Genomic DNA, 16,262 nt, shown 5'->3' on the forward strand with positions numbered 1-16,262 from the left:
TCGCATGGCCAAGATTACCTATATCGAGCATAACGGAACCGAGCACAGCATCGAGGTCGCCACCGGCCTGACGGTGATGGAAGGCGCGGTCCGCAACATGGTTCCCGGCATTGATGCCGATTGCGGCGGGGCCTGTGCCTGCGCAACCTGCCATGTCTTTGTTGACCAGGCCTGGTTTGACAAAACCGGTTCGCGCGAAGCGATGGAAGACTCCATGCTCGACTTCGCCGACGGCGTGACGGAAACCTCGCGCCTGTCCTGCCAGATCAAGGTCACCGAAGAGCTGGACGGACTGATCGTCCGGATGCCGAAACACCAGGGCTGACCGTCTGGCCCTACCGGGCCACGCGCTAGCTCTGCGAGCTCACCCGTTCATCCTCATTCACGACACCCGTGAGGTCGAGCTCCTTGGGCGTTGCCATACTGCGTGCCTCGGCGGGCAGATGGCAGGCGACCAGCGTGCCCTTGCCGGGCTCTGATTTCAGCTCGACCCAGCCGCCATGCAGCAGGGCGATATCCTTCACCAGCGCCAGACCCAGACCGGCACCGCCACGCTCACCGCGGGCAAAGCGATCAAACACGGTGGCCTGCTTGTCCGGTGCGATCCCCTCGCCATTATCATTGACCCACATGGTGAGCTGGTCGCTTTCACGGCGGGCACCAATCGTAATGCCGCCGCCGGGCTGCACATGGCGCAGGGCGTTGGACAGGAGATTCATCGCGACCTGTTTGAGGCGATTGCGGTCAGCCCGCAGCAAGCCGATATCGCCCTCGATGCGGACATCCAGCTTGACCGAATTATGGTCGGCGCGGGCTGCAACCAGTTCAGCCGCCTCGCGGACAACGTCCTCAAGATTGACATCACCAAGATCAAGTTCGAGCTGGCCGGCATCGATCGCGGCCACATCGAGAATGTCATCGATCAGCTTGGCCAGGTGGGACGACGCCGACTGGATCGCGGCCATCGGCTCTTTCTGACGGTCGGTCAGCTCTCCGGCAAAGCCCTGGGCGAGCAGATCGGCATAGCCGCCGATCGTCGTCAGCGGCGTGCGCAATTGATAGCTCACATGCTCGACGAATTCGGTCTTGATGCGCTCGGATGTTTCCAGCGCCTCGGCGCGCTCGCGCAGCGCCTCTTCGATGCGACGGCTATCGGTAACGTCATCCCAGCAGATCAGGGTCGCGCCATCCGGCAGCGGCCGGGTCAGATAGGTCAGCACGCGATCATCGGAGCGATGCATTTCGCCGGTGACCTGTTTGCGGGCTTGCGGGCTCGGATCCGTGACCCGGCCACGAATATCATTCCACACCCGGTCGTCGGCAAACAGGGCCGCACAGGTTTCGGCAACCGTCTCGAAATCGGGCTGCCCGTCGAGCTCTTCGGCATCGAAACCCCATAATTGCTCGAAGGCATTATTATTGAGCTGCAGGCGGCCGTTGGCGCCGAACACCGCGACCGCTTCGTGGAGCTTGTCGAGGGTAGCGCGCTGGACATTGATCAAGGTGTTGTAGCGGGCCCTCAAGGCCAGTTCGTCGGTCTTGTCCTCGAAGATCAGCATGAGGCCACCTAGCGGGTGACGCTGACGGGCCACGCGCAAGGTTCGGCCATCAGGAACCGGCCACAACTCGTCCGGCGTCTCATCGCCCGGGGCGAGCTCGTAGCGGGCAAGCTCATTGGCCTTCCACTCCGCGAAATCGGCCTGTTCCGGAAGCAGGCGCTTCTCGCGCATGCGGTCGAGCAATTGGCCATGGCCCGGCCGGTCATTGAGCCAGGCCTCGTCGAGCTTGAACAATTTCGAGAAAGCCGTGTTGTGGAAGGATGTCCGCTTGGAACGGTCGAAGACAACCACGGCTTCGGCCATGTGGTTGAGGGTTTCGTCGTGAGCACGCCGGAAGCGCGACAGATCATTCTTCGCTTCCTCCCCTTCCGTGACGTCGAGCGCAAAGCCCGCTGCGCCACCGGAAACCGGGAAGACAAGGAATTGCATTGCCCGGCGCCGGCCGCCGACGACAATGACGCGGGTATCGCCAACAACATCGGCCTTGGCAGTCGCTTTGGCAGCCTGCTCGGCCATGGCCGCATCGAGCGTGGTCTGCTTGTGGAGGACCTCGTCAATCGTCTCGGCGTCGACCGCGTTGACATAGGCCTGGTTGGCCCATTCCAACCGCCCGGTCGCATTCATGCGCCAGGCCGGGAAGGGGGCGCGGCCCAACATGTCGAGGAAGGCCATCGGGTCCTTGCTGACCAGACGCTGGGCCTCTTCAACCCGGCCACGCGCGCCAGATTCCTCAAGGCCACGAATAGTGGAATCCGAAAGCCAGACGACCAGCTGCGTCCCGGCCGCACGGCCATCAACTTCGAGAAAACGGCCACCAGGCCCCAATATGGTCAGGGAGAAGGGGCTGCCCTGCTGCATCAATTCCTGGAAGCGCAGTCGCAATGTGGTCTCGTCACCACCGGCTGAACGCGCTTCATAATCGGCGAGGCCTTCCATCAGCGTACTGGCCGGGTCCGGCCCGTCACTGGCTTCGGCGAAGCGCAGCAGCGAGGCCAGCGCCACCGGCGAGCCAAAAATGCGCGGATGGCCCCAGCCTGTGTCGGACTCGTCGAAAGGCGGCTCGTCCCAGACCAGAACGAGGCCCGGATGGGCACCGAAGACGCTGTCTGCGCGGGCAATTTTGTCTTCCAGGTCAGAAGTGCGGCGACGCCATAAAGTCTGTGCGGCACGCGCGCCAGCGGTCAGCCGGTAAGCCCACATCCCTGTTGCGAAGGCAAACGCCACGGCGCCGAGTGTGACGATCAGGGTCACGATCTGGAAGGTCTGTCCGGTCATCAATTTCGCCCTGTGGCGGATCTCACCCCCGTATTTCGAGGTCCGCACGAATCAGTATGATAACGGCGCGGGGACTCGGCGGCGATGCCTGCGACCGCAAAACTCTTAATAACTTATTTGATCCTCGCGAAATCGCGAACAATAACCGTGCATAAGCCCCGGACATCCAGGGATTGCCCGCCCGTCAAGCGCCGGCATGGATCAGCGAATCTGGACTTCGCCAGCGCGGAATTCGAACATCACGACGCAGTTTTCCAGCACTTCAACTCCTTCGAGCGGCCGGAAGCGCCAGTTGGACACGGCGCGCGTTGCGGCGCGGTTGAACGGCCCGTCGGGCACGGCCCGCGCAACCCGCGCACGGTGCACACTACCGTCAGAATAAACGTGGAAACGAACGACGACCCATCCCTGGCGGCCGCGCGAATACGGCCCTCCGGGATAAGCCGGGGTCGGCGCATCGAGCGCGGCCAGGGTCGATCCTCGACAATCCGTCGGGCCGATCATGAGGTCGACATTGGGCGGAGTTGGATAGGTATCAACAGGCCGGAACACGCCGCGCTGACCGGACAGCGCAGGCAATCCTCCGGGCAGGGAGGAACAGGCGGTGAGTGAGAGGCAAAACAGAGCCAGGAGACAGCGCATCATGGGCGCCAAGCTAGCGTGCCCCATCGCCGGCGCAATTATCACGCGCAGCGGTCCGGGCCCCACTTCCCCAGGCCGCCACGCCACACGGATCAAACCTTATATAAACTTCATCACAAGACAGGTTCTATTTCCGGCACCGAACTTGTAAGATTAATCAGAAGTTACCGCTGATTGGCCCGGATTGGCACAAAGCCCTGTCCGCCAAGTGTTTTACAAGGTGCGTTGAGTTATGTCGCAATTGCCAACCGCCCATGCCGGGCAGTCCTTTGGTTCACGCCGGATCGATTTCATCACTGTTTCCGGTGAGGTTTCCAGTTCCGACGCCGGCACTGGCCGCGTCACGGACGGCGACGGCGTCGTTCATGATGTCCGGCTGGATGAGCGCACCAGCGCCCTGGCCGCAGGCGATACAGCGACCGTGCTTCGCGTGCAGTCAGGACCGAACCGGCGCTCACGCCCGGTCGCGATCATCAATCATTCCCGGAATGTCTGGATGCGCGCCGCGCCCGATGCGACAACAATTCTGGGGCGCTCAGGGGTCACACGGACACTGAACTGGTGGCTGTCGGTTCTCGCGCTCGCGCTGACTGCCATCGCCGCAGCATGGCCGGCCCTGCACAGTTTCCTGACCGAATTGAACGGCTCGATGATGGCCAGCGTGCCATCGATTGATATCTTCGCCGAACTCGGCGCCCAGATGCCGGGGCTTGCAAGCTGGCGGATGGAAACGGCCCTCGCATCGGGATTGTTCGATGCGATTGCTGCGCTCGGTTTTGTGCCGATGGAACAGCTCACCGAATGGAGCCTGACCCTCGCCGCCGCGGCGCTTTCACTGGTCGCGTTCTTCGCACGCTCCTGGCGCCTCCTCTACGTGCCGGCCCTGGCCCTCCTCTGCGTTGTTTCCGGCGCGATCCTCGGCAGCCCGGACGCAACCCTGCTAATGATTGGCGGCGCTGTTCTCCTCTTCATCATTGGCGGTTTCATCAATCGCGTCCGCGATGGTGGGCGTTTCAACGCCCGGGTCGAACGTCTGGCAGAATATGTCCTGCGTCACCCGCCTGAAGAGGGTGTTCGCACGCTGGAACCGGCACGCGCCGAGCCGGCAAGCCCCGAGCCCTTGGCCGCCGCTGTCGCCGCGACCGCAATTGCCGCGGCCTCGGCCGTCGCCCAAGGCGATGACGCCAGCGAAGAACCCGCACTTACGCCTGATGAGGACACTGCCGCCGAGGTGAGCACCGCCGCCGAACCCGCTCAGAGCGCGGCCAATGGTGAGGTCGTCGCCGGAGCCGACGATGCCGAAGCCCCGGAGCTCGATAGCTCTGAGCCCGAATTGGCGGAAGCTGAAGCGCCTGAGGTTGAGACCTCAGAGCCTGAAACAACCAATGCTGACAACGCGCCGATCGCCACAGCTGATGAGGCTGCGACCGATCCGGCCGACGCAGCCGAAGCGACACCCGAACCTGTGACCGATGCCGCGCCCGTATCTGAAGCCGGGCCAGAGCCGGACACCAGCGCGGACGATGAAGACCTGCCGAGCCTGGAAGCCGTCGCTGCTGCTGCGGCGATCAGCGATACCGAGCGGGCCGGCCTCAACGCCACTGCCGCTGCGGCACCGCTTGATGAAGATCGCACAATGCCCGTAATCGCCCCGCCGCCAATGCCTGTGGCAGCGGCCGAGCCTGCAGAGACGGTCGAGCCTGCCATTGAAGCGGTCGAGGCGCTCACTGAAACACCACAGGCCGATGCCGAGATGGCCGCCCCGGCGATCACCGCGCTGGCAAGTGAACCCGTTGAAGCACCGGAGATGGCCGCAGCCGCACCGGAAGCAGAAGCAGAATCCGAGGACACAGGCACAACTGCCGCCATTGAGGACCCGATGATCGACGATGATCATGATCCGATGATGGAATCCGCCACGGGTGATTTTGCGCCAGGCGCCCCGGAAGTCGAAGTCGACAGAGAGAAAACAGACTGACGAGCCGGGCGGTCAGGTAGCGCTGCCCGGAAGCTCAGTCTTCTTCGTGAAAACCGGCCTCGACCAGTTCCGCCAGCGCGTCGGCGACTTCCGCTGCCTGGGTGCCTGTGGCCTCGATACCGATTTCCGACCCTTTGCTGGCCGCCAGCATCAGCAATTCCATGATTGAATCTGCATTCACGGTCTCGCCGTCACGCGAGACGTGAATGACGGCATCATAGCTCTGCGCCAGCTCGACAAATTTCGCCGCAGCGCGGGCATGCAGGCCGCGATTATTGCAGATAGTCACGCGGCGCTGAGACCGACTCACTTGCCGGAGCCTTCAAGAACATTGGACGCAATCGCGATATAACGTTTGCCCGCGTCCTCGCCCATGCGGGCCAGGCTATCGAGATCGGCGCGTGACCGCGCCTCGGCCAGTTTGATCAACATCGGCAGGTTGACGCCGGCAATGACCTCGACCTTGCCCGCTTCGAGCAGCGAGATCGCCAGATTGGAGGGCGTGCCGCCAAACATGTCGGTCAAAACCAGCACGCCTTCGCCACGGTCGGCATCGGCAATCGCCTGCCGGATATCAGCCCGGCGCTTCTCCATATCGTCGTCGGGCCCAATGCAGACAGCCAGAAACGCATCCATCGGCCCGACCACATGCTCTGTGGCGGCGACAAATTCATCGGCCAGACGGCCATGGCTAACGACGACAACTCCTATCATGCGAAGCATCTAATCGCGGCTTGGCCCCGCGGGGAAGCGTCTTTTTGCAACACAAGCAGCTTGATTGTCAGTGAGCGGGTGCCGCCGGCAGCTCGACGGTGAAACGCGCGCCCAGGCAGGCCCCTGTCACATCGCGCCTGTTGCTGGCCGTTATGCGGCCTCCATGCGCCTTGATAATCTGACGTGAGATTGCCAGTCCCAATCCCGAATGCGTCCCGAAGGCCGCGCCTGTCGGACGCTGGGTATAGAAACGGTCAAACACAGCTTCGAGATTTTCCTCTGGAATTCCGGGGCCGTCATCATCGATCATTATGAGCATGGTTTCGCGCGGCTCACGCTGGCCGCGAACGGCGGTGACATAGACCTTGCCGCCCTGCGGGCTGAAGGTGATGGCATTGTCGATCAAATTGCGGAACACCTGCCCCAATGGCCCCTCACGGCCCAGCACCCGACTATTGCGAACCTGACTCTCAAACAGAACCGGCGTCTGATTCGACGATGTTTCGTTATAGGCCTCGGCGAGGCTGGCCAGCAGCCCGCCCAGATCAAAGGGCCCGACATCTTCGCGCGCCAGCTCGGCATCGACGCGGGAGGCACGGGAAATATCCGTGATCAACCGGTCCAGACGGGCGACATCGGCAGTGATGACAGCGAGCAATCGGCCACGCCGAATATCATCCTTCGCCTTGGGCAGGGTTTCAGCTGCCGATCGAATCGATGTGAGCGGATTTTTCAGCTCATGGGCAACGTCGGCGGCAAAACTCTCGATCGCATCGAGACGGTCATAGAGCGCATCGGTCATCTCCGACAGCGCCACACCGAGTTCACCAATCTCGTCATTGCGCGCGCCCAGATCGGGCATTTTGACCCGCCGCCCGCCGGCCCGCCGCGCCTCATGGGCCGCACGCGCCAGACGCCGGATCGGCCGCGCGATGAAAACGGTCAACGCCAGCGAGGACATGCCGGTCACCAGAGCCGCAATCAGAATGAAAGGCAGCAAGGCCTGCCGGTCAGCATCGATCAGGCGGTCAAGATCATAGGATTCAATCGTCACGACCCCGACCACGGCCCGGACATGCTGAATCGGGATGGAGACCGAGACCACGCGCCGGCCATCGGCCTCGCGCCGGACGCCCGCAATAATCCCCCCGGCAATTGCCTGGCGCACTTCATCACGCAGATCGCGATTCAGGGTTGCGCGCTCCTCGGGCGAACGCAGGATGTCCGCGAACCCGTCGAGCAGGCGCACCGGCAGGGCATCACTCGTCTCGCCCTCCCCGGCAGGATCGGCACCGGCCGGGGGCAGTTCGGACGTTTCAAAGACATCGGCAAGCAAATGGCTGTCGGCGACCAGGCTTGCGCCCTTGTCGAAAACCAGAACACGCGCCTCCGCCGGAACATAGAGCTGGCGCAACAGCGCGCGGGCATCGTGATTGCGCAGAGCCGGGGCCGGAATTCCGTCCGACGCCCCTTCGGCCAGCACATTGGCGATCAGCTCGCCCTGGCTTCGCAGCGAGTCCAGCTTGGCATTGACCAGGCCGCGGCGCGTCTCGGTCAGCGCCAGCATGCCGACCACCAGCACGCCCAGGGCGACGAAATTGGCCATCAGGATGAGCTGTGCCAGACGCGACGACGCCCGCGGCGCGAGGCCACGAAGGAAGGCGCGGATGCGTCTGACAGTCTCGCGCATGTCGGCTACATCAATCTTCCTTGTACCGATAACCCACGCCGTAGAGGGTTTCGATGGAATCAAACTCTTGATCCACTTCGCGGAACTTCTTCCGGATGCGCTTGATATGGCTGTCGATTGTCCGGTCATCGACGTAAACCTGATCGTCATAGGCCGCGTCCATCAGATTATCGCGGCTCTTCACATAGCCGGGGCGCGTGGCCAATGCCTGAAGAATCAGGAATTCCGTCACGGTCAGGCGAACCGGCTCACCCACCCAGGAACAGGCATGACGGTTTGAATCGAGCAGGAGCTTGCCCCGGTCCAGCGGCTTGGCATCGCCGGGCTCTCCTCCGGTGAGGGTCAAAGGCTCAGATGCCAGCCGGGCACGGCGCAACACCGCCTTGACCCGCTCGCCCAGCAGACGCTGGGAGAAGGGTTTGGCGATATAATCATCAGCGCCGAGATTGAGGCCAAGCGCTTCGTCGAACTCGTCATCCTTCGAGGTCAGGAAGATAACGGGAAGGTTCGAGGACTGCCGCAGCCGCCGCAATAATTCGAGCCCGTCCATGCGCGGCATCTTGACGTCGAAAATTCCGAGATCCGGCGGATCTTCGGTCAGCGCGACCAGCGCAGACGCGCCGTCATTATAGGTTCGGACATTATACCCCTCACCCTCGAGAAAGATCGAAACCGAAGTAATGATGTTCTCGTCGTCATCGACGAGCGCAATTGTAGCCATGCCATCTCCGCCCATTGCACCGTGAACCGGATGCCGAATACTGCCGTTCGACGGGGAGAATAGACGCGGCAGCACCCACACGCCAAGCAGGAACCGCCTGAATGCGTCGGGTTCATATGCTTTTAAGCCTATTGGCGCAGTCTCAGGCTGAATATTCCGGGGATACCAATGGCTGCCGACACGCATTACGAAGTCTTCGTGAAGAAGAATCGGAAGGCCGCCTGGACCTTGCATGAGGCCCAGAACGACCGGGAAATGGCGATCCGGCTCGCGCACGATATCTTCGCCCAGAACAAGATCGGCTCCGTCCGGGTCACCAAGGAAGTGTATGACGAGGAAGCGCGCACTTTCCGGTCAGTCCCGATCTGCGAGCTCGGCGAGGAGAAATTCGCCGAAGATGATGACAAGAACGGCACCGCCACCCTGCCCTGCCTGACACCGGAAGACCTCTCCAAGCCCCACGCCCGCGACACGATACGCCGCGTCCTGACCGCCTGGTTCGAGCGTTTGCAGGCCCTGCCCATGGAATTGCTCCACCGGCCTGACCTCGTTGAGCAACTGGAAGCGTCCGGCACCGACCTCCAGCATGCGGTCCAGAAAGTCGCGATCGCCAGCGCCAAGGATGGCGATGCGAATGTCCATGGCTATGTCAAACAACTGAACGAGTTGATCCAGCAGGCCCTGACCCGGATCTACCAGGATGCCCGCGCCCAGCGCCTGCCGGAATACCCGGACTCCAAACCATTCAAGGATATCGTCAACGAGATCCATGCGGGTGACCAGCGCGCCTATCTGCTGCGATCTGCGATGGCAGCCCGGCTCAAGTCGGCGAAGCGATACAGCGACAAGCTCGAGGCCCTGATGGATATGGCCGGGACGCTTGGCGAGGATAGCCCGGTGCGCGATTTCGCGCTGACTGAAATCGATAATTACGCGGCGGAAGTCATCAGTTTCGACGCCGGGATGACCGCCCTGCTGGGGTCTTGCCGCGATCTGGGCGAGACACTTCAGCGGCTCGCCTGCCTGTTTGACGGCGATGAGGGCGCGGATGCGATCAATTTCGCGCCAAACGTCTGCAAACGCCTGACGATCAGCATCGGCAAGGGCGAGATGGATGCCTGCCGCGCCGTCGTCGCCCAATCTCTCCTGACCGAATTGCAGCGGCCCAAACGTCTGCGCCCCTCAAGCCTGCCCGGCGAACTTCGTCTGGCGCGGGAACTGGCCCAGAAACTGGTCATGAGCCCCGACTCCCTATTGCCGACAGATGCCCTGATCAAGGCGTTCGCAGCGCGCTCGGCGCGCCTGCTTCATCCGGAAACAATCGATGAATTGCTGAAGGGCGCCGCGGACTCGAACGAGGAACTCGAGCGATTGCTGGCATTGGAGGAGAATCTTGTCGGCGAGGCCAACAAGCAAAAGCTGGCCGGTTATGCCCACGGGCTGCTGGGTTCACAGAATATGCTGTCCTGGTATCTGCGCGGCCCCAATAAACCCCTCGAACGGCTCGCCGCGCTCACGGCTCACCAGCGCCGCGTCCTCAAGGGCCAGTATCCCGCCCGGGAGAAGGCCGAGCTGGCCGGCGCCATCGACGGGCTGGGCATGAAAGTCATCGATGAGAGCAAGATCCTCAATGCCGTGGAAGCCGGCGATCGCCCGGCGCTGGACAAGGCGACCGGACTGCTCAGGCTGGCGACTGCGGGCGCTCTTCCCACCGGCCAGTGCTCAAGCGACGCGCAGGCACGCGCGATGCGTCACCTCAAATCCGCTGAAGGGATGAGTGAGGCGCAGACGGAAGATGGCAGGGCGAAGCTGAAACTGATCCAGACCATGCTGGTCAAGATGGCGCCGCGCGCCAACGCCGCCTAGCTTCACAGCGCTCCAGCGGGCTCCGGCTCGACACACTTTCCAAGCCACGACACCACGGCTAAGCTTCTCGAATGTGGATCAAAACCGGAATGGCGGCAGTGGCAGGTCTGGCGGGCGGCGCATTGCTGGCCGTCCTGCTCGTCTTTGGCCCGTTCGAGATTGGCGGTACGGCGTCCGGCCCGTGGAGAACCAATCTCCTGATCGGCGATCCCGCGGCCAGCCCGACCGTGCGGGCGGCGATTGCCCGGCGGGGATTGCTGGCGCTGAACCGTTCGGAGACTGTCTATTTCAACGCCACGAGCGATGAGAATGGCCAGCGCCTGCGCGAAAACTGCACCTATCGGATCAGCTTCGATCAACAACCGGATTCGCGCTGGTGGAGCCTGACCCTCTACGCCGGAGACGACTATCTCGCCGTCAATGGTGACAATGCCCACTCGATCACGGCGGAAAACGCGGCGGATTCGATGGATGTTGTGGTCGCAGCATCAAGGCCGGAGGCGCCAGCCTACTGGATGAGTTCTCGCCATGCCGGCGATTTCGCCCTGACGCTGCGCCTGTATCAACCCGATCCGGCAATCAGTGACGACCCGCTACAGGCAGCCCTGCCACGGATCAACCGCCTGTCCTGCGAGGATCAGTCATGATGCGTCGCCTCGTGCCCCTCGCGGCGGCCCTGCTCGCAGCCGTGCTCGGATTCTGGATCACGCTGAACTGGATTCCCGGCTTCATCATGTCCCGCGCAATGGAGCAGGTGGAAAGCGGCGGCGCGGCGATCAATTCGGCGACGCACGCGCCCCCCGTGACGGAGGCCAGCCGTAATGTCGTCAGGCCCAGCCCGGATATTCTTTACTCCATCTGCCCGTTTGACCTGTCACACGGCCCCTTGCTGATCCAGGCCCGCTGGCCGCGGAATGGCGGCTATGCCTCGATCAGCCTGTATGACAGCCGCACCAACAACATCTTCACGCTCAGCGATCGCGATGCCGGCCGCGCGCCGGCGATCTGGCTGGACAGGCCTGGCACCGCACCCGTCCCGGACGGCGCGACCGCTGTGAGCAGCCCCACGCAGACCGGGCTGGTGCTGTATCGCCAGATCGTTGAAGACCCGTCCCGGATCCCTGCCGCCAATGCCGAACGGCGCAGTTTCAGGTGCGACGCCCAATAGCGCCAAACCGCGCCAACCGGACATGAAAAACCCCCGAAGCCAGGCTCCGGGGGTTTTCTGTTCAAGCTGCCATACGGGCTATTCCGGCGTTGCGCCGTCATCCGTTACCGGCTCATCGGCATCCATCAGCTTCTGCGTCAGGAAGGTGTAGAGCAAGGCATCGCGCCGCGCGTACTCCTCAAGATTGGCCGCGGCGGCATGACCACCCGACGTGTTCTCGTAATAGAGGTAGGGATGACCCAGCTCGGCGAGCAGATTGGCCATCTTGCGCGCATGGCCAGGATGCACCCGGTCATCCTTGGTCGAGGTGTAGAGATAGATTTCCGGGTATTCGCCATTGGCGTCGACATTGTGATAGGGCGAAATGGAACGCAGGAAAGCGCCCTCGTCCGGATCGGCCGGATCGCCATATTCACCCATCCATGAATTGCCGGCCAACAGGGTGTGATAGCGCAGCATGTCGAGCAACGGCACCGCCGAGACGACAGCATTCCACAGATCCGGCCGCTGGGTATACATCACACCGGTGAGCAGGCCGCCATTCGACCCGCCATAGACGCCAAGATGGCGCGAGCTGGTCAGGCCGGTATCGATCAGGCTTTCGGCGACCGCAATCAGATCATCATAGATGCGCTGGCGATCCATTTTCAGACCCGCCTGGTGCCAGGCCGGACCGAACTCGCCGCCACCGCGGATATTGGCGACGACATAGGCACCGCCATTCTCCAGCCAGAGCTGGCCACGACTGCCCGAATAGCTCGGCCGGATCGAAACCTGGAATCCGCCATAGGCGTAGAGCAAGGTGGGCGTCGTGCCATCCATCACCGTGTCTTCGCGGCGGACCACGAAATAGGGAATCATCGTGCCATCAGCCGACGCGGCTTCAAGCTGCTCGACCACCAGACCTTCGGCATCGAAGCGCGCAGGGATGGATTTGATCGGCTCGACCGTCAGTTCGGCGGAATTGACGACAGACAGGGTATCCGGCGTCAGAAATCCTTCCGCAGTCATGAAGGCGATGTCTTCGTGTCGATGTGTGCTGCCGAGCGCGATCGTCATATTGGCCGGGACCGGGATGGTCTGGGACGTCCAGGCGCCATCCGCGAACTGGAAGGCCTCAAGCCCCCCGACAACATTCTCGTCGATCTCGACCAGGAAAGCCGTCCGTGTCGACCCCATCCCGCCCAGCGATTGCCGGGCACGCGGCACATAAACCGTGTGCACGGTCGGCAATTCACCGGTTGCGACCCATTCAGCGATGTCAAAGGAGAGCAGGGAGCCCTGGGCGAAGCTTGCTCCGCCATCGACCGGTGCCCAGTCTTCCTCAATCGTAAAGACCAGCTGGCCATGGAAAATATCCTGGATTGAGGATTTGGCCGGCAGCGGCAGTTGAACCGGTGCCGCATCCGCAGGCAGATACCACCAGTTCGTATCGTAGAAAGTGACGGCCTGGGAGGCCATCATATAGACCGTTCCGTCGAAATCCTCGGCGCGGAAGGTGAACAGGCCAACATCGGACCGGTCGCCACGGATCACTTCCGTTGCGTCTTCCAGCGCCGTGCCGCGCTCCCAGCGGTAGGCGACGGATGGATAGCCGGAATCGGTGCTGTCAGCCTCGCTCGTGGCCAGACCGACCATGAGGGTATCGGCATCAATCCAGGTCACGCCGCCCTTGGCGTCGGGTGTCTCGAAACCGCCATCGACAAATTCACGGGCCGAAATCGAGAATTCCCGGCGCACCGCAGCATCAGACCCGCCGTCAGACAGGGTGAGCATGCAGTGCTCATAATCCGGAGCGAGGCAATTGGCTCCGCGCCAGACCCAATTCTTCCCTTCGGCTTCCGAGAGGGCATCAAGATCCAGAATAACATCCCATTCCGGCGCGTCGGTGACATAGCTTTCGATCGTCGTGCGACGCCACAGACCGTGCGTATTGGTCGCGTCCTGCCAGAACCCCCAGACGAAGCCGCCATAGAAGGCGCCGCCGGGAATCCGGTCCTCGCTCTGATAAATGGCCAGGGCCTGGTCAAACATCCCCTGATAGCGCTCATCGCCCTGCAGACGATCGAAAGTGCGGGTGTTCTGCCCCTCAACCCACTCGATGGCGGCCTCGCCCTCGACCTCTTCCAGCCAGACCCGCGGATCATTGTCCGGGTCGATCTGCACGATCTGACGCCCGGCGCCGGTTACCACATTATCAGGGGTCACACTGTCTCCATTATCCACGGCTGGCTGACTGCAGGCCGCCAACAAGAGCGCGCCCGTCATGGCCGTCAGTTTATTTGCTGTTGAGCGCATCGTCGAAGTCCTTCTTGCCGATTTATGGCGCAGTTAAGCCCGGACTGGTGCTGGACGTAAAGCCATCTCGGCGCTATCGCAGCAGGATGAGAGCAAGATTGATGAATGGTGCCGGCAATGCCTTTCTCCTGGTCGATGCGCGCGGCAACCCGGCACCGACGCGGATTGCGGCCAGCCGCATACGCGAATGGGCCCGGCGATGGCCGTTTGATCAATTACTTGTGCTCGAAACCTCCGATCGCGCCGATGTCTTCATGCGGATCTGGAATGCGGATGGCGACGAGGTAGGTGCCTGCGGCAATGGGACACGCGCCGCGGCCTGGCAGATGATGGTAGAGACAGGCCGCCACGAGATGGCCATCGACACCCGGGCCGGCGTGCTGCTGGCCGGGCGCAAGCCGGGGCGCGAGGTCAGTGTCGATATGGGCGTGCCTCGGCTTGACTGGCGCGACATCCCGCTGGCGCGGCCGATGGATACGATCAGTCTGGATTTCCGCGCCGAGGTCGATGGCGTCCGCATCGAGAATCCCGGCGCCGTCAATATGGGCAATCCCCATGCGGTTTTCTTCGTGCGCGATCTGGAGGCTTTGCCGGTTGCGGCGCTGGGGCGCGAGGTCGAGTTCGACCCGGTTTTCCCCGAGCGGGTCAATGCCGGCTTCGCCCAGATCCACGATCCCGAACATATCCGCCTGCGGGTCTGGGAGCGCGGTGCCGGACTGACGCCCGCCTGCGGAACCGGGGCCTGCGCCGCCCTCGTCGCCGCCCATCGCCGGGGCCTGGCGGGGCGGAGCGCCAGGATCAGCGCTGATGGCGGCGAATTATTCGTCGAGTGGCGTGAGAGCGATGGCCATGTCATTCTCACCGGCCCTGTCGAGGATGAGGGCGAGATCGAACTCGAACCCTGGCACTGACGGGATGTCGCAAAAGTAACTTTCTGGCGAGAATAAAACCAATACTATCAAGCATCCAGCTGGCCCGTATCGCGAGGCGGCAATGTATAGAAGGCGTGATTATGGGCAAAACTCTCACCATGCGAAACCTGCTGGCAGCGGCGGGGCTTGCGGCCCTGATCAACCTGCCGGCACTGGGTCAGGCCAGCGCTGAGGGTCCGGCATCCGCTCTTCCGACGCCGCAGAGCATCGCGATGGAATTGTTCGGCGGCGCCAATAGCGCCCTGCGATCCGGCGATTACGAGAGCGCCCGGCGCATGCTGGAGGCGGCACTCGACCTCAAGCCGGGCCATCCGGCCATACTTCGCGGTCTGTACCGGGTCGCGACCAGCGCCGAACGGCCCGGGGACGCGCTTGAAGTGCTCGAGCGCATGGCCGATGCCGGCCTTGGTTTTGACACCGGGAATGAAATTGACGCCCTTGGCGCCGCCGATGCCAGCCGCCTCGCGGCTGTCCAGGCGCGCCTTGCCGGGAATGTGACCGCCGCCGGCCGCGCTGAACGCGCCGCCCGCATCGATCGGCCCGACGCACTGATCGAGGGCGTCGCCGTCGATATCGAGACCGACCGAATTTTCCTGTCCTCGGTCGCCAATCGCGAAATTCTCATGCTTGAGCCCTTCGCGCCGAATGACCCGGTGGTCTTCGCCGATCGCGAGGACGGGCTCTGGTCGGTGTTCGGCATCGCCGTTGATGACCGCAGCCGGATGGTATGGGCCGCGTCCGGCGTCGTGCCGCAGACCCCCCTTGAGGCCAGTGAGCAAACGGGCACGGCCCTGTTCGCTTTCGACATGATGACAGGCGATCTCTATCGCCGGTTCGAGATTGACGGCGCAGGACGGCTGGCCGACTTCGTCGTCCGCGACGGCATTGTCTATGTCTCCGACGCCGACGCACCGCGCATCTATGTCCTCAATTCGATCTCCAGCCAGCTTGAACTCCTGGTCGAGGACCCACGCTTCGTCAGCCTTCAGGGCCTCGCCCTGGCGCATGGAGCACTCTACGTCGCCGATTATGCGATGGGGATATGGCGCGTCGATCTGGGCGATCACAGCGTCTCGCTGGTCCGCGCCGGGGATGAGAGCCTGATCGGTATTGATGGCTTTCTCAATACACGCGAGGGCCGGCTGATTGCCGTGCGCAATGGCGTTACCCCGCATCAGGTGATGGCGATTGATCTCGATGCCACGGGCCATGCCGTCGCCAATATCGATATCCTGCTGCGCGGTCACCGCGACATGGCGGGGGAGACCGAACCGACGCTGATTGACCTTGCCGACGGCCGTGGCTGGCTGGTTGCCAACGCCGCCTGGCCGCTATTCCCCGAGGACGGTTCCGCCCCGGACACGCCACGCCCGGCGACCGTTATTCTTGAGCTGGACCTGCCATAGAGCCCGTCCCGGG

Annotated in this window: 14 protein-coding genes; 7 read left to right on the plus strand and 7 right to left on the minus strand. The window is 62.8% G+C overall.

The genetic code is table 11. From position 1 onward, the window contains the following. Nucleotides 1–4 precede the first annotated feature (4 nt). Nucleotides 5–325 carry a 2Fe-2S iron-sulfur cluster-binding protein gene (locus tag BLT42_RS09210; RefSeq protein WP_091770000.1) on the plus strand — a complete coding sequence of 107 codons (321 nt, stop codon included), beginning with the start codon at nt 5–7 and terminating at the stop codon, nt 323–325. 25 nt (nt 326–350) lie between these two features. Here BLT42_RS09210 and BLT42_RS09215 read toward each other — a convergent pair whose 3' ends face one another. Further along, entirely contained in the window at nt 351–2,834 is a 2,484-nt protein-coding gene (locus tag BLT42_RS09215) for a sensor histidine kinase (RefSeq protein WP_091770002.1), read from the minus strand. A 201-nt stretch (nt 2,835–3,035) separates the two neighbouring features. Then, nucleotides 3,036–3,479, minus strand: a complete 444-nt coding sequence (locus tag BLT42_RS09220; RefSeq protein ID WP_176780312.1) for an energy transducer TonB — start codon at nt 3,477–3,479, stop codon at nt 3,036–3,038. 229 nt (nt 3,480–3,708) lie between these two features. Between BLT42_RS09220 and BLT42_RS09225 the strand changes: the two genes are divergently transcribed. Next, nucleotides 3,709–5,454: a prolipoprotein diacylglyceryl transferase gene (locus BLT42_RS09225; RefSeq protein WP_091770006.1), complete on the plus strand. Its 1,746-nt coding sequence runs from the start codon at nt 3,709–3,711 to the stop codon at nt 5,452–5,454. Between the two features lie 34 nt (nt 5,455–5,488). Here BLT42_RS09225 and BLT42_RS09230 read toward each other — a convergent pair whose 3' ends face one another. The 4 genes from BLT42_RS09230 to BLT42_RS09245 all read right to left on the minus strand — a co-directional run bounded on the left by BLT42_RS09230 (nt 5,489) and on the right by BLT42_RS09245 (nt 8,579). After that, the gene (locus tag BLT42_RS09230) at nt 5,489–5,743 is read right to left on the minus strand and encodes an HPr family phosphocarrier protein (RefSeq protein WP_233342411.1); all 255 of its coding nucleotides are present in this window, start codon (nt 5,741–5,743) and stop codon (nt 5,489–5,491) included. Between the two features lie 17 nt (nt 5,744–5,760). Then, nucleotides 5,761–6,168 (minus strand): PTS sugar transporter subunit IIA, encoded by a 408-nt coding sequence (locus tag BLT42_RS09235; protein ID WP_091770082.1) that lies wholly within the window; start codon nt 6,166–6,168, stop codon nt 5,761–5,763. Between the two features lie 67 nt (nt 6,169–6,235). Beyond that, nucleotides 6,236–7,858 (minus strand): stimulus-sensing domain-containing protein, encoded by a 1,623-nt coding sequence (locus tag BLT42_RS09240; RefSeq protein WP_091770009.1) that lies wholly within the window; start codon nt 7,856–7,858, stop codon nt 6,236–6,238. A 10-nt stretch (nt 7,859–7,868) separates the two neighbouring features. After that, nucleotides 7,869–8,579 (minus strand): response regulator transcription factor, encoded by a 711-nt coding sequence (locus BLT42_RS09245; RefSeq protein ID WP_091770084.1) that lies wholly within the window; start codon nt 8,577–8,579, stop codon nt 7,869–7,871. A 168-nt stretch (nt 8,580–8,747) separates the two neighbouring features. Between BLT42_RS09245 and BLT42_RS09250 the strand changes: the two genes are divergently transcribed. The 3 genes from BLT42_RS09250 (at nt 8,748) to BLT42_RS09260 (ending at nt 11,613) form a co-directional block, all read left to right on the plus strand. Beyond that, entirely contained in the window at nt 8,748–10,445 is a 1,698-nt protein-coding gene (locus BLT42_RS09250) for a hypothetical protein (protein ID WP_091770011.1), read from the plus strand. A gap of 89 nt (nt 10,446–10,534) precedes the next feature. Then, nucleotides 10,535–11,092, plus strand: coding sequence for a DUF1214 domain-containing protein (locus BLT42_RS09255; RefSeq protein WP_176780313.1), 558 nt, complete (start codon nt 10,535–10,537; stop codon nt 11,090–11,092). Beyond that, a complete protein-coding gene (locus tag BLT42_RS09260) occupies nt 11,089–11,613 on the plus strand; it encodes a DUF1254 domain-containing protein (RefSeq protein WP_091770015.1) in 525 nt (174 codons plus the stop codon). The genes BLT42_RS09255 and BLT42_RS09260 overlap by 4 nt, the downstream gene beginning before the upstream one ends. A gap of 78 nt (nt 11,614–11,691) precedes the next feature. Here the strand turns inward: BLT42_RS09260 and BLT42_RS09265 are convergent, their stop codons facing one another. After that, nucleotides 11,692–13,821 (minus strand): prolyl oligopeptidase family serine peptidase, encoded by a 2,130-nt coding sequence (locus BLT42_RS09265; RefSeq protein ID WP_233342413.1) that lies wholly within the window; start codon nt 13,819–13,821, stop codon nt 11,692–11,694. 191 nt (nt 13,822–14,012) lie between these two features. On the opposite strand from BLT42_RS09265, the gene dapF reads away from it, so the two are divergent. Further along, nucleotides 14,013–14,822: a diaminopimelate epimerase gene (gene dapF / locus BLT42_RS09270; protein ID WP_233342416.1), complete on the plus strand. Its 810-nt coding sequence runs from the start codon at nt 14,013–14,015 to the stop codon at nt 14,820–14,822. Nucleotides 14,823–14,923: 101 nt separating this feature from the next. Continuing rightward, entirely contained in the window at nt 14,924–16,249 is a 1,326-nt protein-coding gene (locus tag BLT42_RS09275; protein WP_091770020.1) for a tetratricopeptide repeat protein, read from the plus strand. Nucleotides 16,250–16,262: the final 13 nt, after the last annotated feature.

It is taken from the genome of Maricaulis salignorans, assembly GCF_900103475.1.
Taxonomy (GTDB): Bacteria; Pseudomonadota; Alphaproteobacteria; order Caulobacterales; family Maricaulaceae; genus Maricaulis; species Maricaulis salignorans.

Bases quoted from the DNA above. Each gene is read 5' to 3' on its own strand.
- BLT42_RS09210 (WP_091770000.1), top strand. From the start codon at position 5: ATGGCCAAGATTACCTATATCGAGCATAACGGAACCGAGCACAGCATC.
- BLT42_RS09215 (WP_091770002.1), bottom strand. From the start codon at position 2,834: ATGACCGGACAGACCTTCCAGATCGTGACCCTGATCGTCACACTCGGC.
- BLT42_RS09220 (WP_176780312.1), bottom strand. From the start codon at position 3,479: ATGATGCGCTGTCTCCTGGCTCTGTTTTGCCTCTCACTCACCGCCTGT.
- BLT42_RS09225 (WP_091770006.1), top strand. From the start codon at position 3,709: ATGTCGCAATTGCCAACCGCCCATGCCGGGCAGTCCTTTGGTTCACGC.
- BLT42_RS09235 (WP_091770082.1), bottom strand. From the start codon at position 6,168: ATGATAGGAGTTGTCGTCGTTAGCCATGGCCGTCTGGCCGATGAATTT.
- BLT42_RS09240 (WP_091770009.1), bottom strand. From the start codon at position 7,858: ATGCGCGAGACTGTCAGACGCATCCGCGCCTTCCTTCGTGGCCTCGCG.
- BLT42_RS09245 (WP_091770084.1), bottom strand. From the start codon at position 8,579: ATGGCTACAATTGCGCTCGTCGATGACGACGAGAACATCATTACTTCG.
- BLT42_RS09250 (WP_091770011.1), top strand. From the start codon at position 8,748: ATGGCTGCCGACACGCATTACGAAGTCTTCGTGAAGAAGAATCGGAAG.
- BLT42_RS09255 (WP_176780313.1), top strand. From the start codon at position 10,535: ATGGCGGCAGTGGCAGGTCTGGCGGGCGGCGCATTGCTGGCCGTCCTG.
- BLT42_RS09260 (WP_091770015.1), top strand. From the start codon at position 11,089: ATGATGCGTCGCCTCGTGCCCCTCGCGGCGGCCCTGCTCGCAGCCGTG.
- dapF (WP_233342416.1), top strand. From the start codon at position 14,013: ATGAATGGTGCCGGCAATGCCTTTCTCCTGGTCGATGCGCGCGGCAAC.
- BLT42_RS09275 (WP_091770020.1), top strand. From the start codon at position 14,924: ATGGGCAAAACTCTCACCATGCGAAACCTGCTGGCAGCGGCGGGGCTT.